Origin of the sequence: Motilibacter peucedani (assembly GCF_003634695.1) — a bacterium.
Classification (GTDB): domain Bacteria; phylum Actinomycetota; class Actinomycetes; order Motilibacterales; family Motilibacteraceae; genus Motilibacter; species Motilibacter peucedani.
The window spans coordinates 251,870-272,011 of the sequence record NZ_RBWV01000012.1 but is presented as its reverse complement, the minus strand read 5'-3'; the positions used below and the strand labels follow the sequence as shown (position 1 = coordinate 272,011).

19 protein-coding genes are annotated in these 20,142 nt (G+C 74.1%); 13 read left to right on the top strand and 6 right to left on the bottom strand.

Annotation, left to right across the window (positions count from 1 at the left end):
- Positions 1–114: 114 nt before the first annotated feature.
- Positions 115–1,086 carry a TIGR03557 family F420-dependent LLM class oxidoreductase gene (locus CLV35_RS12145; RefSeq protein WP_121193746.1) on the top strand — a complete coding sequence of 324 codons (972 nt, stop codon included), beginning with the start codon at positions 115–117 and terminating at the stop codon, positions 1,084–1,086.
- Here the strand turns inward: CLV35_RS12145 and CLV35_RS20805 are convergent.
- Positions 1,073–1,588 carry a type II secretion system protein gene (locus tag CLV35_RS20805; RefSeq protein WP_183061948.1) on the bottom strand — a complete coding sequence of 172 codons (516 nt, stop codon included), beginning with the start codon at positions 1,586–1,588 and terminating at the stop codon, positions 1,073–1,075. The two genes, CLV35_RS12145 and CLV35_RS20805, sit on opposite strands and share 14 nt — an antisense overlap.
- A gap of 159 nt (positions 1,589–1,747) precedes the next feature.
- Here CLV35_RS20805 and CLV35_RS12135 point away from each other — a divergent pair, with 159 nt between their 5' ends.
- From CLV35_RS12135 to CLV35_RS12120, 4 genes are read left to right on the top strand one after another with little or no spacing between them, the layout of a single operon-like run.
- The gene (locus CLV35_RS12135; protein WP_121193744.1) at positions 1,748–2,641 is read left to right on the top strand and encodes an ABC transporter ATP-binding protein; all 894 of its coding nucleotides are present in this window, start codon (positions 1,748–1,750) and stop codon (positions 2,639–2,641) included.
- The gene (locus tag CLV35_RS12130) at positions 2,638–3,423 is read left to right on the top strand and encodes an ABC transporter permease (RefSeq protein WP_121193743.1); all 786 of its coding nucleotides are present in this window, start codon (positions 2,638–2,640) and stop codon (positions 3,421–3,423) included. The genes CLV35_RS12135 and CLV35_RS12130 overlap by 4 nt, the downstream gene beginning before the upstream one ends.
- Positions 3,420–4,544: a sensor histidine kinase gene (locus CLV35_RS12125; protein WP_121193742.1), complete on the top strand. Its 1,125-nt coding sequence runs from the start codon at positions 3,420–3,422 to the stop codon at positions 4,542–4,544. Before CLV35_RS12130 ends, CLV35_RS12125 begins: the two co-directional genes overlap by 4 nt.
- Complete coding sequence (locus tag CLV35_RS12120) at positions 4,541–5,161, top strand: response regulator transcription factor (RefSeq protein WP_121193741.1); 621 nt, start codon at positions 4,541–4,543, stop codon at positions 5,159–5,161. The genes CLV35_RS12125 and CLV35_RS12120 overlap by 4 nt, the downstream gene beginning before the upstream one ends.
- On the opposite strand, the gene CLV35_RS12115 is transcribed toward CLV35_RS12120, so the two are convergent.
- Both CLV35_RS12115 and CLV35_RS12110 read right to left on the bottom strand, forming a co-directional pair.
- Positions 5,158–5,748 carry a pirin family protein gene (locus CLV35_RS12115; protein ID WP_121193740.1) on the bottom strand — a complete coding sequence of 197 codons (591 nt, stop codon included), beginning with the start codon at positions 5,746–5,748 and terminating at the stop codon, positions 5,158–5,160. The genes CLV35_RS12120 and CLV35_RS12115 overlap by 4 nt on opposite strands.
- A complete protein-coding gene (locus CLV35_RS12110; RefSeq protein WP_121193739.1) occupies positions 5,735–6,136 on the bottom strand; it encodes a pilus assembly protein CpaE in 402 nt (133 codons plus the stop codon). The genes CLV35_RS12115 and CLV35_RS12110 overlap by 14 nt, the downstream gene beginning before the upstream one ends.
- Positions 6,137–6,252: 116 nt before the next feature.
- Between CLV35_RS12110 and CLV35_RS12105 the strand changes: the two genes are divergently transcribed.
- Entirely contained in the window at positions 6,253–11,544 is a 5,292-nt protein-coding gene (locus CLV35_RS12105; RefSeq protein ID WP_121193738.1) for a nidogen-like domain-containing protein, read from the top strand.
- Between the two features lie 40 nt (positions 11,545–11,584).
- Complete coding sequence (locus tag CLV35_RS12100; RefSeq protein ID WP_121193737.1) at positions 11,585–12,445, top strand: hypothetical protein; 861 nt, start codon at positions 11,585–11,587, stop codon at positions 12,443–12,445.
- Between the two features lie 14 nt (positions 12,446–12,459).
- On the opposite strand, the gene CLV35_RS12095 is transcribed toward CLV35_RS12100, so the two are convergent.
- The gene (locus CLV35_RS12095) at positions 12,460–13,494 is read right to left on the bottom strand and encodes a PHP domain-containing protein (RefSeq protein ID WP_121193736.1); all 1,035 of its coding nucleotides are present in this window, start codon (positions 13,492–13,494) and stop codon (positions 12,460–12,462) included.
- A gap of 59 nt (positions 13,495–13,553) precedes the next feature.
- On the opposite strand from CLV35_RS12095, the gene CLV35_RS12090 reads away from it, so the two are divergent.
- Positions 13,554–14,732 (top strand): PucR family transcriptional regulator, encoded by a 1,179-nt coding sequence (locus tag CLV35_RS12090; RefSeq protein ID WP_231121746.1) that lies wholly within the window; start codon positions 13,554–13,556, stop codon positions 14,730–14,732.
- Here the strand turns inward: CLV35_RS12090 and CLV35_RS12085 are convergent.
- A complete protein-coding gene (locus CLV35_RS12085) occupies positions 14,719–15,153 on the bottom strand; it encodes a VOC family protein (protein WP_121193735.1) in 435 nt (144 codons plus the stop codon). The two genes, CLV35_RS12090 and CLV35_RS12085, sit on opposite strands and share 14 nt — an antisense overlap.
- Positions 15,154–15,295: 142 nt before the next feature.
- On the opposite strand from CLV35_RS12085, the gene CLV35_RS12080 reads away from it, so the two are divergent.
- The 4 genes from CLV35_RS12080 (at position 15,296) to fabF (ending at position 18,864) form a co-directional block, all read left to right on the top strand.
- Positions 15,296–16,222, top strand: a complete 927-nt coding sequence (locus tag CLV35_RS12080; protein WP_121193734.1) for an ACP S-malonyltransferase — start codon at positions 15,296–15,298, stop codon at positions 16,220–16,222.
- A complete protein-coding gene (locus CLV35_RS12075) occupies positions 16,219–17,256 on the top strand; it encodes a beta-ketoacyl-ACP synthase III (protein ID WP_231121745.1) in 1,038 nt (345 codons plus the stop codon). Before CLV35_RS12080 ends, CLV35_RS12075 begins: the two co-directional genes overlap by 4 nt.
- 79 nt (positions 17,257–17,335) lie before the next feature.
- Positions 17,336–17,581, top strand: coding sequence for an acyl carrier protein (locus CLV35_RS12070; protein WP_121193733.1), 246 nt, complete (start codon positions 17,336–17,338; stop codon positions 17,579–17,581).
- A gap of 29 nt (positions 17,582–17,610) precedes the next feature.
- A complete protein-coding gene (fabF, locus tag CLV35_RS12065; RefSeq protein WP_121193732.1) occupies positions 17,611–18,864 on the top strand; it encodes a beta-ketoacyl-ACP synthase II in 1,254 nt (417 codons plus the stop codon).
- Between the two features lie 123 nt (positions 18,865–18,987).
- Here fabF and CLV35_RS12060 read toward each other — a convergent pair whose 3' ends face one another.
- A complete protein-coding gene (locus CLV35_RS12060; RefSeq protein WP_121193731.1) occupies positions 18,988–19,515 on the bottom strand; it encodes a DUF3145 domain-containing protein in 528 nt (175 codons plus the stop codon).
- A 156-nt stretch (positions 19,516–19,671) separates the two neighbouring features.
- Here CLV35_RS12060 and CLV35_RS12055 point away from each other — a divergent pair, with 156 nt between their 5' ends.
- Entirely contained in the window at positions 19,672–20,139 is a 468-nt protein-coding gene (locus CLV35_RS12055; protein WP_147431954.1) for a hypothetical protein, read from the top strand.
- Positions 20,140–20,142 lie beyond the last annotated feature (3 nt).

The window sequence follows — 20,142 nt, the reverse complement described above, 5'->3', positions numbered from 1 at the left end:
CGATCGGCTAGGGCGATCAACGTCGAGCCAGCCGCACGGCGGTTGGGGAGGGGGGCGCGGGGGGAGGTGCAGGGGCGTCAGGGTCCGCAGCCGTACGCCGGAGGTCTCGTCCCCATGCCCAAGGTCGGATACTTCCTGTCCTGCGAGGAGCTCTCGCCCCAGGAGCTGCTGGACCAGGCCGTGCGCGCCGAGCGGGCGGGCTTCGAGGCGCTGTGGATCTCGGACCACTACCACCCGTGGAACGACGAGCAGGGGCAGAGCGCGTTCGTGTGGTCGATGATCGGCGCGATCTCGCAGGTGACGAGCCTGCCGATCACGACGGCGGTGACGGCGCCCATCATGCGCATCCACCCGGCGATCCTGGCCCAGGCGGCGGCGACCGCGAAGGTCCTGACCAAGGGCCGGTTCACCCTCGGCGTGGGCACGGGCGAGGCGCTCAACGAGCACGTCCTCGGCGACGCGTGGCCCAACACCGAGGTGCGCCTGGAGATGCTCGAGGAGGCCGTCGAGGTCATGCGCAAGCTGTGGGCCGGGGGCTTCGTCACCCACCACGGCACGCACTTCACCGTCGAGCACGCGCAGGTCTACACCCTGCCCGAGGAGCCCGTGCAGGTCTACGTGTCGGCGTTCGGGCCCAAGGCGCTCGAGGTCGCGACGCGCATCGGCGACGGCTTCGTCACCGTGCAGCCCGACGCCGACTCGGTCGCGCAGTTCAAGCGCGACGCACCGGGCAAGGTGACCCAGGGCGGCTACAAGGTCTGCTTCGGCACCGACAAGGACGCCGCGGTGAAGACCGCCCACCGGCTCTGGCCCAACGAGCAGATCCCCGGCGAGGCGGCGCAGGTGCTCTACTCGCCCAAGCAGTTCGAGCAGGTCAGCGAGCTCGTGACCGAGGACATGGTCCGCGAGAACACCGTCTGCGGCAACGACCTCGACGAGCACCTCGAGCAGTTCAGGACCTTCGCCGACGCCGGCTTCGACGAGGTCTACGTCTCCAACATCGGGCCGGAGTGGGAGGGCTTCTTCTCGTTCTACGAGAAGGAGGTCCTGCCGAAGGTGCGCGACGCCGCCGCTACTGGGCGATGATGGTCAGGAAGCTGGCGTACTTCGCCTTGAGCGTCAGGCATGCGCTGCCCGCGGGGAAGTCGCTGTCCGGCGGCACCGAGTTGTAGGTGAACCCCTTGCTGAACAGCGCACCACCGCCCATCGGGTCCCACCCGAAGAACTTGCCGCTCTTGCTGCTGGTCACCACGCAGAACGACTGCGGGTTCAGGACCTCGGTCGCCTTGACGTAGGTCTTCGACGTCGGGCTGGTCTTGAAGGAGTTGTAGGGCGCCGGTGCGGACGCGATCAGCGCTGGGCTCGAGAGGTCGACGTCGGCGTAGACGCCGCCGTTGTCGACGGCCGCCGACAGCGCGAGCTGGCCGGCCTGCCGGGCGTCGTGGCGCGCCTGGGTGTCCCACGCGCTCTTGCGCTGGTTGAGGTAGACCGGGATCGCGATGCCGGCCAGGATGCCGATGATGATCATCACGATCAGCAGCTCGAGCAGGGTGAACCCGCTGTCGTCCCGTCGAACGACCCGTCGCATGCGCATCCCCTGTCCCGAAGCAAGCTCTCAACTCTTCCCCTATCGGCAGGCCACCCGGACGGCTTAGCACCTGGGCGATGAGGGGCATGACACTTGTCACGGCGGGGTCGTGACGGAGGGCAGCGGCGGGCGAGGCCCACCGGCGACACGCTGGTCGGCATGACGGACAGAGCCCCCGCCCTCCGACTGGCGGGCCTGAGCAAGAGCTTCGGCGCCGTACGCGCTGTCGACCGCATCGACCTCGAGGTGAGCGCCGGCGAGGTGGTGGCCTTCCTCGGCCCCAACGGCGCGGGCAAGACCACGACGCTCGACATGGTCCTCGGCCTCGCCGTCCCGGATACCGGGACGGTCGAGGTGCACGGGCGCACCCCGGAGCAGGCGGTGCGCGAGGGCCGGGTCGCCGCGGTCATGCAGAGCGGGGGCCTGCTGCGCGAGCTCACCGTGCGCGAGACCGTCGAGCTCACCGCCTCGTTCTTCGCCGACGCCCGGCCGGTCGACGAGGTCCTCGAGCGCGCCGGCATCGCCAGGATCGCCGGCCGCCGCGTCGGCGTCTGCTCCGGCGGCCAGCAGCAGCGGCTCCGCTTCGCCCTGGCGCTGCTGCCCGACCCGGACGTGCTGCTGCTCGACGAGCCGACCACCGGGATGGACGTCGAGGGCCGACGGGCGTTCTGGGCCGCCATCCGCGACGACGCGGCCCGCGGGCGCACGGTGCTGTTCGCCACCCACTTCCTGGAGGAGGCCGACGCCTACGCCGACCGGGTCGTGCTCGTGTCTGGCGGTCGCGTCGTGGCCGACGGCACCGCCGCCCAGGTCCGCGCCCAGGCCGCAGGGCGTACGGTGCGCGCTACCCTGCCCGGCGCCGACCGCCGCGCTCTGGCGCAGGTGCCCGGCGTCGACGCGGTCGAGGTGCGCGGCGACACCGTCCTCCTGCGCACCGCCGACTCCGACGCGGTCGCCCGCCACCTGCTGACCGCCACCGCCGCCTGCGACGTCGAGATCACCTCGCGTGGTCTCGAGGACGCCTTCCTCACGCTGACCGGGAGCACCGCATGACCGCCCTCACCCTCGAGGACCGCGCACCGCGCACCCTCCCCCGCCTCGGCGGGCTCAGCCCGACCCTGGTCCGCACCGAGCTGCGCCGCCAGCTGCGCAACCGGCGCGTCGTGGTCTTCACGCTCGTCCTGCCCGTGGTGCTCTTCCTGAGCGTCGGCGCGCCGCAGCACGCCAGCACCGTCGCCGGGGTGCCGGGAGACGCGTACGCGCTGGTCAGCTTCGCGGTCTATGGCGCCATGGTCGCGGCGACCAGCACGGGCGCCGCCGTGAGCGCCGAGCGGGCGCAGGGCTGGACCCGCCAGCTGCGCCTGACCCCGCTGCGGCCCGGCGCCTACGTCGCGGCGAAGGTGCTCAGCGCGCTGGCCCTGTCGTCGGCGTCGGCGGCGCTGACGCTCGCGGCCGGCGCACTGCGTGGGGTGCGCATGGCGGCCCTCGACTGGCTGGCGGTGTGGGCAGGGGCCGAGCTGGGCGCACTGGTCTTCGCCGCGCTCGGCCTCTCGGTCGGCTACCTGCTCACGAGCGACAACGCCATGCAGGTGGTCGGGCCGCTGCTGGCCGTGCTGGCCATGCTCGGCGGGCTGTTCTGGCCGCTGGAGTCGATGTCCCCCAGCATGCGTGAGCTCGCCCGGCTCCTGCCCGTCTACGGCGTCTCGAGCATCGCACGGTCTCCGCTCACCGGGCAGCACGTGGGCATCGGCCTGGTCGCTAACGTGGTGCTGTGGGGATCGGTGTTCGCCTGGCTCGCCGCCCGGCTCTTCCGTCGCGACACCGCGCGGGCATGACCGGCGGCGCGCAGTCGATGGGGGTGCTGGAGCCGCCGCCGCGTCTGCGCTGGGTCTTCGCCGCCGTGTGGCTGGTCTACCTGCAGCAGGCGTTCGCCGCCTCGTGGCACTCGCCCTCGGTCGTCGCCAGGTGGGTCTCGCTGACCGCCTTGACGGTCTTCGCGGTCACCTACCTGCTGGTCTTCCGATGGGGCCGCACCGCGATCCGTAGCGGCGTCGAGGTGACGCCGCGCGGGTGGTACGCAGTGGCTGGCATGACGGGGCTCGCTCTCCTCACGCTCCCCGGTGCCGGCGAGGACGGCCTGGCGACCACCGTCTACCTCGCCGCCTCGGTGATGCTGCTGCTGCCGCGGGTGCACCGCCTGGTGGCGCTGGCGCTGCTGCTCGCGAGCGCCTGGCTGGCGCAGGTGCTGGTGCCGGGGTGGTCCACCGACGGGGGCGTGCTGCTCGGCACAGTGCTCGCCGCGGTGGCCACCGGCGGTGTCCTCAAGGTGGTCGAGCGCAACCGGCAGCTCGCCCACGCCCACGAGGAGATCGCCCGCCTGGCCGTCGCGGAGGAGCGCAGCCGCATGGCCCGCGACCTGCACGACATCCTCGGGCACTCGCTCACGGTCATCACGGTGAAGGCCGAGCTCGCCGGCCGCCTGCTCGAGGCCGACCCGACCAGGGTCGCCGCGGAGGTGCACGACATCGAGCGGCTCTCGCGCGAGGCGCTCACCGACGTCCGGGCGACCATCTCGGGCCAGCGCACCGTCACGCTCACCGGCGAGATCGCGGGCGCCCGGGCCGCCCTGGCCGGCGCCGGCATCGAGGCCGACCTGCCGACAGCGGTCGACGAGGTCCCCGGCAGCCGGCGCGAGCTCTTCGGCTGGGCCGTGCGCGAGGGCGTGACCAACGTCGTGCGGCACAGCGGTGCACGGCACTGCCGGGTGCGGGTGCGCGCCGACGGGGTCGAGATCGTCGACGACGGACGGGGACCCTGCCCAGGGGGCGGCGCAGGCAGCGGGCTCGCCGGGCTCCGCGAGCGGGTGCGCCAGGCCGGCGGCGAGGTGGCCGTCGGGCGCGCGAGCGAGAGCGGCGGGTTCGCCCTGCGGGTCGAGCTGCCGGCGGCGCGCGCGTGAGCTCGATCCGCCTGCTGCTCGCCGACGACCAGGCGCTGGTCCGGGGTGCGCTGGCCGCTCTGCTCGCCCTGGAGCCCGACCTCGAGGTCGTCGCCGAGGTCGGCAGCGGCGACGCCGTGGTCGCTGCCGCCCTCGAGTCGCGTCCCGACGTGGCCCTGCTCGACATCGAGATGCCCGGGCTCGACGGCATCGCCGCCACGGCCGCCCTGCGTGCGGCGCTGCCGTCGTGCCGCGTGCTGGTCGTGACGACGTTCGGACGCCCCGGCTACCTGCGCCGGGCGATGGAGGCCGGTGCGAGCGGGTTCGTCGTCAAGGACACCCCCGCGGCACAGCTCGCCGACGCCGTACGCCGCATCCGTGCCGGTCTCCGCGTCGTCGACCCCGCGCTGGCCGCGGAGTCGCTCGCCAGCGGCAGCAGCCCGCTGACGCAGCGCGAGAGCGACGTCCTCGGTGCCGCGCGCGAGGGCGGTACGGTGGCCGACCTCTCCCGCGCGCTGCACCTCTCGGAGGGCACGGTGCGCAACCACCTGTCCTCGGCGATGGGCAAGACCGGCGCCCGCACGCGCGCCGAAGCGGTGCGCATCGCGCTCGAGAACGGCTGGCTGCTCGGCAGCTAGAGCACCCACACGTGCAGCAGCGCACCGTCCGGACCGGCGGTGAACGAGCCACTGCGTACCTCTCGGCAGCGCACCGCATCACCGGCGTCGAGCCGCGCGCCGGACGGCAGCTCGCCCGAGCCGTCTACGACGAACACGTGCACGAAAGCGTTGCTCGGCAACGGAAACTCCTCGCGGTCAGCGAGCGGCACGAGGAGCGGCTCGACCCGACCGGTGCCAGGCACGAGCCAGGACTGCAGGAAGCGCAGCGGTTCGAGTGCCGAGGCGTTGATCTCGGAGTGCACCACCCCGCCAGCAGCGTCGAGCCAGGCCGTCTCGCCGGCCCGCAGGACGCTCGGGTGCGGACCACCGTGTGCCAGTTGGCCGGACACGACGTAGGTCGCGATCTCGATGGCCGCGTGCCGGTGCTCGGGGAAGCCGGCCCCGGGGGCGATCCGCTCGTCGTTGAAGGCGAGCAGCGGCCCGAACGAGATGTTGGCCGGGTCGTAGTGCGGGCCGTAGGAGAACGAGTGACGCGACTCGATGCCCGGCTGCCGCGTCACGAAGCGGTCGGCCGAGCGGTGCACGACCGGCTCAGCCGGAGGCACCGGGCTCGATCAGCTCGAGCAGGGCCAGTGCGTAGGCCTCGTCGGCCGCCTCGCCCGAGACGGTGGCGCCGCTGCGCAGCACCACGCGGAAGGCATCGCCGTCGCGCTCGAGGCGCACGAACTCGGCGCCGAGCCGCTCGCGCAGCTGCTCCTCGTCGGGCAGCCACAGCGCGTCGTCCTTGCTCACGCTGTCGAGCGCCCACTCGGTGGTGCCGTTGAACCCGATGACCGGACCCTCGTTGAAGTGGTGCACGTCGGCGACCATGTTGGCCAGCACGAAGACGTCGTCGATCATCTCGGGGCCTTGCAGCACGAAGCGGTCACCGCTCCGGGGCTCCCACCGGAGTCCCGCGTCGCGCAGGCGCAGCGCCAGCTCGAAGCTCACCATGCTGCGAGCCTACTTCCCCCGAAAGAGGATCCACAGATCTGGCGAAAGCCCTTCCCAGACCCGTGGCGCCGTGCGACCGTACTGCTCCCGTCCGGGAAGACGACCAGGGGGATCCCGTGCACCGCAGTCTGCTTCGACGCGCCTTCGCGGGCCCGCTGCTCACCGGCGCGCTGGTCGCCGCCGGCCTGACCGTGGCGGCGCCCGCCGCACAGGCCGCCGTCGGAGCGGTCGTCGACCTGCCCGGCTGCACCGACACGGTGATCCCGCGCAACGACGACGGCTCCTCGGCGCTCGTGGACCTGCCTTTCACCCTGAACTTCTACGGCCAGGGCTACTCGAAGGTCTTCGTCAACAACAACGGCAACATCACCTTCGACGAGCCGATGAGCACCTACACCCCGTTCGGACTGGTGGCGACCTACCGGCCGATCATCGCGCCGTTCTTCGCCGACGTGGACACCCGTGGCGGCGAGGGGCAGACGTCCTACGGGGTCACGACCTACGAGGGGCACCGGGCCTTCTGCGTCTCGTGGCCGCGGGTCGGCTACTTCCCCAACGCCATCGACAAGCTCAACACGTTCCAGCTGCTCCTGGTCGAGCGGGCCGACCGCGGCAACGGCGACTTCGACATCGTCTTCGACTACGACTCCATCCAGTGGGAGACCGGCGACGCGTCCGGTGGCTCCGGCGGGCTGGGCGGGAGCTCCGCCTACGCGGGCTTCTCGAGCGGCTCGGGGAGCGCCGAGACGTCCTACGAGCTGCCCGGTTCGGGCACCAACGGCGCCCTGCTCGACTCGAACCCGACCACGGGACTCGCGAACGGCGACCGTGGCAGCGCCGTGCTCGGCCGCTACGTCTTCTCGATCCGCAACGGCTCACCCAACTACATCGAGCGCCGCCCCGACGAGCTCTACGGCGCGCGCCCGGGCTCGTTCTACGTCAGCGACCCCGTCAACACCGCCACGGGCAACCTGACCGACTCCGCCACGGACCTGGACGCAGGGTCGGGGCTGTTCGGCATGAGCTGGCAGCGCACCTACAACTCCCGCGACACCCGCTCCGGCTCCCTCGGTCGCGGTTGGTCGAGCCTCGAGGGCGTACGCGTCGACGAGCGTGACGCGGGGACCGTCGAGCTGACCGACGCCGACGGGCGCACCGTCCCCTTCACCCCGCAGGCAGGGGGCGGCTGGGCGCACCCGGAGGACTTCGCGGGGACGCTGACGCACGAGCTCGACGGCACCTACGCGGTGCTCTTCGCGGACGGGCGCACCTGGCGGTTCGCGGCCTCCGGCGACCTGGCGGCGATGTCCGACTGGACCGGCGAGAGCGTGACGCTGCGCCGGGACACGGACGGGCGCATCGCCTCCCTCGACAGCAGCACCGGTGCGACGCTGGCGCTGGCGCACGACGCGGCCGGGCACCTCGTGTCGGTCACCGCCGGCGACGGCCGTTCGGTCGCCTACGGCTACACCGGTGACGACCTCACGTCGGTCACCGACCCCGCGGGCGGCATCACCGCCTACGCCTACGACGCCGCCGGCCACCTGCTCGGCGAGACCGGGCCCGACGGCCGTTCGGTGATGACCAGCACCTACGACACCTCCGGCCGGGTGCTGAGCCAGACCACGCCGACCAACGCCGTCTCCTTCGCCTACGACGACATCGACGGCGTGACCCGGGTGACCGACACGGCCACCGGTGAGACCACGACGATCGCCCACGACACCTCCGGCCACCCGACCAGCGTCACGGACGCCGCGGGTGGCGTCGCGAGCCGCACCTACGACTCGACCGGCAACCTCGTCGGCGTGCAGGACCGGGTCGGCTCCACGGAAGCGGCCACCTACGACGACGCGGGCCACCTGCTGAGCTCGACCGACGAGGTCGGCGGCGTCACGCGGTGGGCCTACGACTCGCTGGGGCGCGTGACGTCCTACACCCTGCCCACCGGCGCGGTGACGACCTACGCCTACGACGGCGACGAGCGGGTCGCCTCGCGCACCACCGCGCCCGACGGCGGTGTGACCACGGCCGACGTCCGTGACGGGCTGGTGCGCAGCGTCACCGACCCCGACGGCGTGACCGAGACGTTCACCTACGACGCCCGCCGCCAGGTCGTCGCGCACACCGACGGCGCCGGCGGACGCACCACCTACACCCGCGACGCCGCGGGCCGGGTCGTGTCCCAGACCTCGCCGGCGGGTCGCACGACGAGCTTCACCTACGACGCGCTAGGGCGCACCACGTCGGCGGGCGACGGCGTCGGCACCTCGCGCTACACCTTCGACGCCGCCGGCCACGTCCTGACCGTCACCAGCCCGACCGGCGGGAAGACCACCTCGGCCTACGACGACGCGGGCCGCCTGGTCTCCACCACCGACCCCCTGGGCCAGGTGACCACCTCGAGCTACGACGCCGCGGGGCACGTCACCGAGAAGGTCGGTCCCCGTGGTGACACCACGACCTACCACTACGGCGCGCTCGGCCGGCTCGAGACCGCTACCGACGCGACCGGCGGTGTCACCCGCTACACCTATGACGCCCGCGGGCACGTCGCCACCGTCACCGACCCGCTGGGCCGCGTGACCCGGCAGTCCTTCGACGCCAAGGGGCGCCTCGTCTCGCAGACCGACCCGGCCGGAGCTACCAGCCGGTGGGCCTACGACGCTGGCGACCACGTGGTCTCCGCCGTCGCACCCGACGGGGGCACGACGGCGACGACCTACGACGCGGCGGGCCGCGTCCGCACGGTCACCGCGCCGGGCGGCGGGGTCACCACCACCACCTACACGCCGGGCGGGCGGCCCTCCTCGGTCGCCGACGCCACCGGGGTCACCGTCCGCTTCGGCTACGACGCGGCCGGCCGCCAGGTGACCGCGACCGACGCGCTCGGCGGGGTGCAGCGCACCGCCTACGACGGCGACGGCCTCACCGTCGCCTCGACGACCCCCGCGGGCCGCGTGACGCGGTACGCCTACGACGCGGCCGGGCACCTGGTCTCGACCACCCGCCCCGACGGGACCAAGGAGACCCGCCAGCTCGACGCGGGCGGAGCGCTGGTCGCCCTGGTGTCCCCCACCGGCGCCCGCACCACCTACGCCCACGACGCCGCCGGTCAGCTGACCGCGGCGACCGACGCACTGGGCCGCACCACCCGCTACGAGCGCACGGGCGGGCTGCTCACCTCGACGGTCGACCCGACCGGCGCCGCGGAGCGCCGCACCTACGACGACGCCGGCCGCCTGCTGAGCACGACCGACCGCGCCGGCTCGGCGACCACGTACGGCTACGACCTCGCCGGCCAGGTCACCTCGGTGACCGACGCGACCGGCCGCACGGAGCAGCGGGGCTACGACGCCGCAGGGCGGCTCACCACCCGCACCTACGGTGACGGCAGCGCGGTCACCTACGCCTACGACGCAGCCGGGCGGCGCACCTCGATGGCCGACTCGACCGGCACGACGAGCTGGGCCTACGACGCGGACGGCCACGTCGTCACCCAGGTGCTGCCGGGCGGGCGCACGCTGCGCTTCGCCTACGACGCAGCCGGGCGCCAGACGTCGCGCACCTACGCCGACGGCAAGGTCCTGAGCCGCTCCTTCGACGCCGCCGGCCGCCTCGTCGGCGAGAAGCACCCTGTCTGGGGCACGGCGACCTGGACGCTCGACGCGGACGGCCTGGTCGTCAAGGAGAGCCTGCCCGCCGGGCAGTCGCGCTCGTTCACCTACGACGCCGACGGCCAGGTGGCGGGCATGGCGCAGGCAGTGGCCGGTGCCGCCGGCACCACCGCGCTGCGGCGGGACGCGGCCGGCCGCGTGACCAGCTCGGCCACGTCGGTCGGCACGACCCGCTACGGCTACGACGCCGCGGGCCAGCTCACGAGCGCCGCCACCACCGGCCTCGCCCCGTTCCTGCCGACCACCGAGTCGTGGGCCTACGACTCGACCGGCAGCCGGGTGGCCAGCACGTCCGGCAGCGCCAAGACCACCTACACCTACGACTCCGGGCACCGGCTGGCCACCTCGACCGTCGGCGGGGTCACCACGAGGTACGCCTACGACAAGGCCGGGCGCCGGGTCTCGCAGTCCTCAGCCAAGGGCTCGGTCGCCTACGCCTACGACGCGGCCGGCCGGCTCGCCACGACCACCACGGTCCGCGGCGCGCTGACCACGACCGAGCGGCGCGCCTACGACGGTGACGGCACCCTCACCGGCTACGCCGTGACGCGCGGTTCCCAGAAGGTCAGCACCAGCCTCGAGTGGGACCCGACCTCGCTCGTGCCGCAGGTCGCCGACATGACCACGGCGGCACGCACGACGACGTTCGTCCCCGGCCGGGACGGCGCGCTCGGCGCGGTGCGCCCGGGCGGGACGACCGCCGTCTTCGCCAAGGACGCACAGGGATCGGTGACCACGACGCTGGCGACCCTCGACCTGGTCGCCTCGCACGCCTACGACCCCTACGGCGTCAGCGACATCGACCTCTCGCTGTCGGACCTCACGCTGACGCCCACCCTGGGCTACCGCGGCGAGCTGACGCTCGGCGACGACGTGCACCTGCGGGCGCGCACCTACGACCCGGCGAGCGGGCAGCTGCTCACGACCGACCCGCTGGCCCAGCCGGCCGGGACGGCGAGCGCGACGAACGAGTACGCGTACGCCGCCAACGACCCGCTCGACCGCCAGGACCCCCTCGGCCTGAGCCCGGTCAGCGACAGCGACATCAACGGCTTCGGCCTGGATGCCGCGGTGGCCGCGGGCACTCCGCAGAACCCGGACCTCGACGAGTGGAGCGCCCAGCACGCAGCGGTGCAGTTCTACTTCATCCGCGTGGTGCGCCCGGGCGCCCGGATGGAGGTGCCGATCGCAGGCTCCGGCCCCAACGGCGGGACCGGCCGGGCCGACCTGGTCTACGGCAACGAGATCTGGGAGGTGAAGACCGCCAGCCAGTTCGGGCAGCCCGGGCCGCTCGCGCAGCTCGGCCGCTACCTCGCCAACCGGCCCGGGTCCGTGGCCGGCACGATGATGACGTTCCAGGTGCCCTACCCGCCCGGCGAGCTCGCGGTGAACTCCTACGACAACCCCGGCATGCTGTGGTACTACTTCCGCTTCGGCCCGCGGCCGGTCCCGGTCCCTGTGCCGGTCCCCGTCCCTGTGCCGGTCCCGGTCCCTGTGCCTGTCCCTGTGCCTGTCCCTGGCCCGTCCCCGGTGCCGAACCCGGTGCCGGACCCGTCCGACGACGGCTGGCACGCGCCCGGCTGGGTGGCGCCGGTCGCGGTGGCCGGTGGCATCCTGATCATCGGCGGCACGCTGGTGGAGGACGTCTTCACCGGCGGGGCCGGCATCGCGGACGACGTGCCGACGATCGGCGCGGGCTGGGGGCTCATCGCCGGCGCCTTCGGCTTCTGAGCTCGCGCGGGCGGGCACGACAGGAGAGGACTGCAGAGGCATGAGCGAGCAGGGCGAGCCGCTGCTGCGCCTGCTCGCCGCCGTCGCCGCGCAGTCGGTCCCCCTGGGACCGGATGCTGCGGCGGCGGCGCTGGCCGACGCGGTCGAGAGCTGGCTGGTCCCCGTGCTCGGCGTCGAGCTGGAGTGGCGGCTCACCCCACTGCTGCGCAGCGACGACCCTGGCCGCGCGGCACGACCGGCCGCCGCCGACTGGCAGCAGGTGGTCCGTGAGCTCCGCACCGGCTTCGGCGGCGGGCTCGAGTCGCTCGCGCTGCAGGGCGACGTCCCCGGCGCACCGGCGTTCCCGCCTGACCCGCGCAGGTCTCCCGTGCACGCCCGCGCCACGCTGGGCTCCGCCTCTACCGTCGCCGTGTCGGTGCAGCAGTGGGCCCTGCGCGACGGGGCGGCACAGCCTGCCGTGACGCAGCCCGCGGCGCGCTGGCTGCTCGCCACAGCGACCACCGCGCACGCCGACAGCGGCTACGTCGCTCTCGACCGGGCCGACGCGTGGGACCCCGGCAGCTCGTGGGAGCTGGCGACCGCGGTGCCTCCCTCGGCGAGGGACTTCACGTCCTCCGTATGGGGCTACGGCTGGGGCACCCTGCTCTCGGGGCGCCTGGTCGACGCCGTGGGCGGCCTCACGGCCCTGGAGTCGCTCGGCGCGACAGAGGTCTTGCGAGGACCAGGTGGCCTCGCGTGGATACGGCTGTCCGACGATGTCCGCGAGGTGCCGGACGACCGGCTGCGGAGCCTGCGTGAGCGCCTCGCTCCCGTGCTCCCGCGGGGATCCCGCGCGCTGGCCGAGCACCTGGCACCGGCACCGGACCCCTACGCCGCACCCCCGGTCGTCTACCGGCTCTAGCCGCTGCGGGCGCGCTAGGTGCGCGTCCATTCCAGCAGCTGCTCCAGCGGCCAGGTGTTGACGACCCGCTCGGCAGGGACGGCGCAGGCCGCCGCGCGCTCGCACCCGAAGGGCTGCCAGTCGAGCTGGCCGGGCGCGTGCGCGTCGGTGTCGATGCTGAAGACGCAGCCCGCCTCGAGGGCCAGGCGCAGCAGCCGCTTGGGCGGGTCGAGGCGCTCCGGGCGCGAGTTCACCTCCACCGCCACACCGTGCTCGGCGCAGGCGGCGAACACCGCGTCGGCGTTGAACTCCGACTCGGGGCGCGTACGCCCGCCGCGGCCGCCGGAGGTCACGTTGCGCCCGGTGCAGTGGCCGAGCACGTCGGTGTGCGGGTTCTGGATCGCAGCGAGCATCCGCGGCGTCATCTGCGAGGCCGGCGACCGCAGCTTCGAGTGCACGGAGGCGACCACGACGTCGAGCCGCTCGAGCACCTCCTCGGTCTGGTCCAGCGAGCCGTCCTCGTTGATGTCGACCTCGATGCCGGTCAGCACGCGGAAGGGGGCGAGCTCCTCGTTGATCTCGGCCACGAGGTCGAGCTGGCGCATCAGCCGGTCGACGCTGAGCCCGTTGGCGACCGTCAGCCGCGGCGAGTGATCGGTCAGCGCGACGTACTCGTGCCCGAGTGCCCGTGCCGCCAGCGCCATCTCCCGCGGCGGGGAGCCGCCGTCGCTCCAGTCGCTGTGGGTGTGCAGGTCGCCGCGCAGCGCGGCCCGCAGCTCCGCGCCGCCCTCGGCCACCGGCGTACCGGCCGTGTCCTCGAGCCGGCGCAGGTAGACCGGCACCTCTCCCGCCAGCGCCTCCCGCACGACGAGCGCGGTCACCTTGCCGATCCCCTTGATCGACTCGAGGGTCCCGGCGGCCGCCCGCCGCTCCAGGTCGCCCGGCGGGAGCGCGTCGAGCATCGCGGCGGCGGAGCGGAAGGCGCGTACGCGGTAGGTCGGCTCGTGCGCGCGCTCCAGGAGGAACGCGATGCGGCGCAGGGCCTCGATCGGCGGGAGCACGTCGGTCACGCGGGCATCCCTACCCGCTTTGTCGACGGCCCACAACGGGTCCGCTCTAGGCTGCGCCGGTGCTCGCCTCCACCGTCGCCCGCCTCGAGCGCTCGATCGGCGCGCTGAGCACCGCGGCCACGGCCCGCATGGAGCACGAGCTGCCGTGGTACTCCGCCATGCCGGCCGACGACCGGTCGTGGGTCGGGCTGGTCGCGCAGGCGGGCATCGCCGCGCTGGTCGAGTGGGTCCGCGACCCGGCGACGCAGCGCGGGGTGAGCGTCGACGTCTTCGGCACCGCTCCGCGCGAGCTGGCCCGCTCGGTCACGCTGCAGCAGACCGTCGAGCTGGTGCGCCTGACGATCGCCGTGGTCGAGGAGGCCATCCCCAGCCTCGCCGACCCGCCCGAGCAGGCACCCCTGCGCGAGGCGGTGCTGCGCTACAGCCGCGAGGTCGCCTTCGCCGCCGCCCAGGTCTACGCGGAGGCGGCCGAGGCCCGCGGCGCCTGGGACGCGCGCCTGGAAGCCCTGGTCGTCGACGCCCTGCTGCGCGGGGAGGTCGACGAGGCGACCCGCTCGCGGGCCGCCGCGCTCGGCTGGCCGGCCGGCCGGGCGTCGGTCGCCGTGGTCGGCTCGGCGCCCGCGGGCGAGCCGCAGGCCGTCGTCGACGAGATCGCGCGGGCGGCGCGGGCCGCGGGGTCCGAGCTGCTCGCGGGGGTGCAGGGCAGCCGGCTCAGCGTGCTGCTGGCGCTGCCGGACGGTCAGGACGCGCTCGAGCTCGTACGCCGCCTGCTGCCCGCGTTCGCACCCGGTCCGGTCGTGGTCGGGCCGCCCGCCGACGACCTCGCCGGCGCAGCCCGCTCCGCACGGGCGGCCGCGTCCGGAGCACGCGCAGCCGGCGCGTGGCCGGAGTGCCCGCGCCCCGCCACCTCGCAGGAGCTGCTCCCCGAGCGGGCGCTCGACGGCGACGAGGAGGCGCGCGCCGCGCTCGTCGCGCAGGTCGCCGAGCGGCTCGCCGGCGGCGGCGCGGTCCTGCTCGAGACGCTCACGACCTACCTCGAGCAGGCGGGGTCGCTGGAGGGCACGGCGCGGATGCTGTTCGTGCACCCCAACACCGTGCGATACCGGCTGCGGCGGGTGTCGGAGCTGACGGGGTACGCGCCGGCCGAGCCGCGCGACTCCTTCGCGCTGCGCCTGGCGCTGGCCTGGTCGCGGCTGTCCCCGCCGACCCGGCCGCCCGCCCCGCTCAGCCGAGACTGACGCCGCCCTCGGGCGAGACCGGCCACTCCGGGTTGTGCGCGATCTCCCAGCGGTGGCCGTCGGGATCCACGACGATCGAGTCGTAGCCGCCCCAGGAGGTGGCGGCCGGCTCGCGCGCGACGGTGCCGCCGGCCCCCCGAGCGGTGGCGGTCAGCTCGTCGACCTCCGCCTCGCTCCCGAGGCAGCAGGCCAGCGTGATGCCGCCCCAGCCGTCGGCGCCGGAGGACGAGCCCTCCGGCAGGGCGGAGTCGGCGGCGAGGCTGCTGCGGTCCCAGATCGCGAGGACGGTGCCGTGGCCGCCGAAGAACACGGGGGCGCCGCCCTCGCCGCCCCTGCCCTGCCAGCCGAGCGCCTCGTAGAACGCGCGCGAGCGCGCGAGGTCCTGCACGCCGAGGGTCACCATGTTGAAGGAGTGCGCCATGCGAGCAGCATGGCGCGCCCCGGACGCGCCTGGAAGTAGCCGCGGCCACGAGCCGGTTTGTAGGAACCCTACGATGGCGACCTCGGCGTTTCGTCCGCGTCGTCACCCGGTGGCGGACTCCCGGCAAGGAAAGGTTGGCAGCGTGCTCGCACTGCTCGCCCCGGGTCAGGGGTCCCAGACGCCCGGCTTCCTGAGCCCCTGGCTCGCCCTGCCCGGCGTGGCCGAGCGCCTCGCCGCGCTCTCGGCCGCCACCGGGCTCGACCTGGCGTCGCTCGGCACCGAGGCCGACGCCGAGACCATCCGCGACACCGCCGCCGCCCAGCCGCTGATCGTCGGCGCCGGTCTGGCCGTGCTGCCGGAGGTCGTGCCGGCCGTCGAGGCCGCCGCCGTCGTGGCCGGCCACAGCGTCGGCGAGGTGACGGCGCTCGCCGCCACCGGCGTCCTGACCACCGACGAGGCCGGCGCGCTGGTCGCCGTGCGCGGCCGCGCCATGGCCGAGGCCGCCGCGCGCACCGCCACCGGCATGTCGGCGGTCGTCGGGGGCGACCGCGACGAGGTGCAGGCAGCGGTGACGGCGGCCGGGCTCGTGGCCGCCAACGAGAACGGCGCCGGCCAGGTCGTCGTCGCGGGCACCACCGAGCAGCTCGCCGCCTTCGCGGCGGCCCCGCCGGCCAAGGCGCGGGTCATCCCGCTCGCCGTCGCCGGGGCCTTCCACACCGGGTTCATGGCGCCGGCGGTCGACGTGCTCGCCGCGCACGCCGCCGGGCTGGCACCGCGCCCACCGCGTACGCCGCTGCTGTCCAACCGCGACGGCGAGGTCGTCACCGACGCCCCCGACGCGCTCGAGCGCCTGGTGGCCCAGGTCGCCCGACCCGTGCGCTGGGACCTCTGCATGGCACGGATGCAGGCGCTCGGCGTGACCGGCGTCCTGGAGCTGCCGCCGGCAGGCACCCTGGCGGGTCTCGCCAAGCGCGCCATGCCCGGCGTCGAGGTCGTCGCCCTGCGCACGCCCGACGACCTCGACAAGGCCCGAGCGCTCGTCGAGACCCACGCCGGGGCCGCGCTGTGAGCGCCGGCGAGGCACGTCCCGAGATCCGGATCGCTCCCGGGGCGGCGGGCTCGACGCTGCTGTCCCTGGGCGTCTACCGCCCCTCCCGGGTCGTCGACAACGCCGAGATCTGCACGATGATCGACTCGACCGACGAGTGGATCCAGCAGCGCAGCGGCATCCGCGAGCGCCGCTGGGCCGGACCCGACGAGTCGCTGCTGGTCATGGCGGAGCACGCCTCGCGGCAGGCGCTCGGCGCGGCCGGGCTGCAGGGCTCCGACATCGACCTGGTGCTGCTGACGACCATGACGTCGTTCTCGACGACGCCGACCGCGGCCAACCTGCTGCAGGCGGCGATCGGCTCGCAGGGCGGAGCGCTGGAGATGAACTCCGCGTGCGCCGGGTTCCCCTACGCGCTCGCGGTCGCGGACCAGGCCGTGCGCGGCGGCAGCGCCCGGCACGTGCTGGTCGTCGGCGTGGAGCGGATGACCGACCTGCTCGACCTGTCCGACCGCGGCACGATGTTCCTGTTCGGCGACGGCGCCGGCGCGGTCGTCGTCGGCCCCTCCGACTCCCCCGGCATCGGACCGGTGGCGTGGGGGTCGTGGGGCGAGCAGGCCGAGGCGCTCGACGTGGCGCCGCTGCTGGGCGACGTCGTGCGCGGCGAGGCCACCGGCGACCCGGTGCTGCGGATGAAGGGCCAGAGCGTCTTCCGCTGGGCCGTCACCGAGATGCCGCGCGTCGGCCAGCAGGCCCTGGACGCCGCGGGCGTCAAGGGCGAGCAGCTCGCCGCCTTCGTCCCGCACCAGGCCAACACCCGCATCATCGACGCGATGGTCAAGGCCATGGCGCTGCCCCCCGAGGTGGTCGTCGCCGACGACGTCCGCTGGACGGGCAACACGTCGGCCGCCTCGATCCCCCTGGCCATGGAGCACGTGCTCCGCGACGGGAAGGCCGCACCCGGTGACCTGGCGCTGCTCGTGGGCTTCGGCGGCGGGCTCAGCCACGCCGCCCAGGTCGTCGCGCTGCCTGCCGCCTACGCACCAGCGCCCTGAGCCTGGCATCCTGAGCCGTTGCCGTCGCAGCCGCGGCGGCACGTACCCCCTCCACCCGCAACGCGAGGAGTCCATCCCCATGGCGAACAGCGAGCAGGAGGTCCTGTCGGGCCTCGCCGAGCTCATCAACGAGGAGACCGGCCTGCCGACCGACCAGGTCGAGCTCGACAAGTCCTTCACCGACGACCTCGACATCGACTCGCTGTCGATGATGACGATCGTCGTCAACGCCGAGGAGAAGTTCGGCGTGAAGATCCCCGACGACAACGTGAAGGACCTGCGCACCGTCCGCGACGCCGTGGACTTCATCGTCAAGCAGGGCTGAGCGCCCTCCTTGCACACCCTGGAGCGATCATGAGCGAGTCGACCTCCGTCGTCATCACCGGAGTCGGCGCGACCACCCCGCTCGGCGGCGACGCGCCGTCGACGTGGGACGCGCTGACGAAGGGGGTGTCGGGCGCCAGCCTGCTGCCGTACGAGTGGGTGGAGCGCTTCGAGCTGCCGGTCAAGATCGGCGCCACCCTGGCCGTCGAGCCCGACCAGGTGCTCACCCGCCAGGAGGTCAAGCGCAACGACCGCTCCAGCCAGATGTCGCTCATCGCGGCGCGGGAGGCCTGGGCCGACGCCTCCCGCGCCGCGGAGCTCGAGGTCGACCGCGAGCGCCTCGGCGTCGTGGTCGCCTCGGGCATCGGCGGCGTCACCACGCTGCTCGACGCCTACGACATCCTGCTCGAGAAGGGCGCCCGCCGGGTGCTCCCGCTCACCGTGCCGATGCTCATGCCCAACGGGCCGGCGGCCACGGTGGGCCTCGAGTTCGGCGCGCACGCCGGCGTGCACACCACCGTCAGCGCGTGCGCCTCGGGCTCCGAGGCCATCGCCGCGGGCGTCGAGATGATCCGCTCGGGCCGCGCCGACGTCGTGATCGCCGGCGGCACGGAGGCCTCCATCCACCCGCTGCCCGTGTCCGGCTTCGCGGCCATGCGCGCGATGTCGACCCGCAACGACGAGCCGCAGCGCGCGTCGCGCCCCTACGACAAGGGCCGCGACGGCTTCGTGCTCGGCGAGGGCGCCGGCATCGTGGTGCTCGAGTCCGAGGCGCACGCCCGGGCCCGCGGCGCCCACGTCTACGCCGCCGTCGCCGGGGTGGGCATCACCTCGGACGGCTACCACATCACCGCCCCCGAACCCGAGGGCAAGTACGTCTCCCAGGCCATCGGCTTCGCGCTGCGCGACGCGGGCCTCGAGCCCTCCGACATCGTGCACATCAACGCGCACGCCACCTCGACGCCGGTCGGCGACATCGCCGAGATCAACGCGATCCGCGCCGCGCTCGGCTCCGCCGCCGACGGCGCCGCGGTGTCCGCGACCAAGTCGATGACGGGCCACACGCTCGGCGCGGCCGGCGCGATCGAGACGATCGCCACCGTGCTGGCGCTGAAGAACCGCCTGGCTCCCCCGACGATCAACCTCGACGACCCCGACGACGACCTCACCCTCGACGTCGTCCGCGTCGACCCCCGGGCCCTGCCCGAGGGCGACATCGCCGCCCTGAACAACTCGTTCGGCTTCGGCGGCCACAACGTGGTCCTCGTCCTGCGCTCGGTCTAGCCGCCCCGAACGCGCCCTGTCGTTGGCACGATGTGCCTCCTTGCCAATCAGATTGGCAAGGAGGCACATCGTGCCAACGGGGGTGGACGCGCGCGGCGCCGGGAGCGTACGGCGGTGGCGGGCTCAGCCGACCTGGTGCAGCCAGCGCACGGGTGCACCCTCGCCAGCGGCGCGGAAGGCCTCGAGCTCGTCGTCCCAGGGGGCGCCCATCAGCTCGGCGAGGGCGGCCACCAGGTCGGAGCCGTCGACCGCCGAGCGGGCCACGACGGCGCGCAGCCGCTCCTCGGGCACCAGCACGTCGCCGTGGACGCTCATGACCGCGCTGAAGAGCCCCAGTGTCGGCGTGAACGCGTAGCGCTCGCCCTCGGCGCCAGGGCTCGGCTCCTCGGTCACCTCGAAGCGCACCAGCTTGCAGTCGCGCAGCGCGGAGGTCAGTCGCGCACCGGTGCCGGCCGCGCCCTGCCACGAGAGCTCGGCGCGCAGGGACCCGGGCGCAGCCGGCTGGGCGGTCCAGTCGAGGGTGACGCGCACGCCGAGGACCGCTCCGATGGCCCACTCGAGATGTGGGACCAACGCCGGAGCGGTGGCATGCACCAGCACGACACCACGCGTGGTTGCGGGCGCCTGCGGACGCGACGATCGGACGCTCACTGTGCCTCCCGGCGGCTCGAGGTGCGCCTTCCCCTGCGACCTCGTCGTGCCGGACGGCGTGCGTGCTCCACTCGTCTCGCCGCCATTGTGCCCCGGGACCCGCCCACTACGCCAGTACCCACGCCCGTACGGTCGTGCTCACGTCGAGGCACCCGCGTGCCGAAGACCGGGTCAAGCACGAGCGAGGAGCAGGTGGTGGCGGTGGGCGAGGCAGCGGCGCTGGCCGAGCAGGGGTTCGAGGACGCCTACGTGACCGAGGTGATCCGGCCGGCGGCGATCCTGCCGGAGGAGGCGGCGCGTACGGTGCTCGTCGAGCTCGCCGACCGCGACGTCGCGCGCGGCGGCCTCTGGACCTCCGAGCCGAAGCTCTGGAGCCGCTACGACTCGCCGTGGTCCGCCGACGGCCGCGGCGCCTCGCAGCTCGTCGGCACGATCCAGGTCGCCTACGGCACTCCGACGCGCTACGAGATCACCGTCTACCGCGTCACGGTCACCCGCCACGGCACGGACCTCGGCTTCACCGTCCAGACGCTGTGCGACGAGGCGCTGGGCTTCGGCGGCATCGCGCTGGCCGACTGCCCGCGCGCCGCGCTGCTCGCGCCCCCGAAGCCCTTCCGCCACTAGCGC

Bases quoted from the DNA above. Each gene is read 5' to 3' on its own strand.
- CLV35_RS12130 (WP_121193743.1), top strand. From the start codon at position 2,638: ATGACCGCCCTCACCCTCGAGGACCGCGCACCGCGCACCCTCCCCCGC.
- CLV35_RS12085 (WP_121193735.1), bottom strand. From the start codon at position 15,153: ATGGCGCACTCCTTCAACATGGTGACCCTCGGCGTGCAGGACCTCGCG.
- CLV35_RS12110 (WP_121193739.1), bottom strand. From the start codon at position 6,136: ATGGTGAGCTTCGAGCTGGCGCTGCGCCTGCGCGACGCGGGACTCCGG.
- CLV35_RS12125 (WP_121193742.1), top strand. From the start codon at position 3,420: ATGACCGGCGGCGCGCAGTCGATGGGGGTGCTGGAGCCGCCGCCGCGT.
- CLV35_RS12070 (WP_121193733.1), top strand. From the start codon at position 17,336: ATGGCGAACAGCGAGCAGGAGGTCCTGTCGGGCCTCGCCGAGCTCATC.
- fabF (WP_121193732.1), top strand. From the start codon at position 17,611: ATGAGCGAGTCGACCTCCGTCGTCATCACCGGAGTCGGCGCGACCACC.
- CLV35_RS12135 (WP_121193744.1), top strand. From the start codon at position 1,748: ATGACGGACAGAGCCCCCGCCCTCCGACTGGCGGGCCTGAGCAAGAGC.
- CLV35_RS12100 (WP_121193737.1), top strand. From the start codon at position 11,585: ATGAGCGAGCAGGGCGAGCCGCTGCTGCGCCTGCTCGCCGCCGTCGCC.
- CLV35_RS12145 (WP_121193746.1), top strand. From the start codon at position 115: ATGCCCAAGGTCGGATACTTCCTGTCCTGCGAGGAGCTCTCGCCCCAG.
- CLV35_RS20805 (WP_183061948.1), bottom strand. From the start codon at position 1,588: ATGCGACGGGTCGTTCGACGGGACGACAGCGGGTTCACCCTGCTCGAG.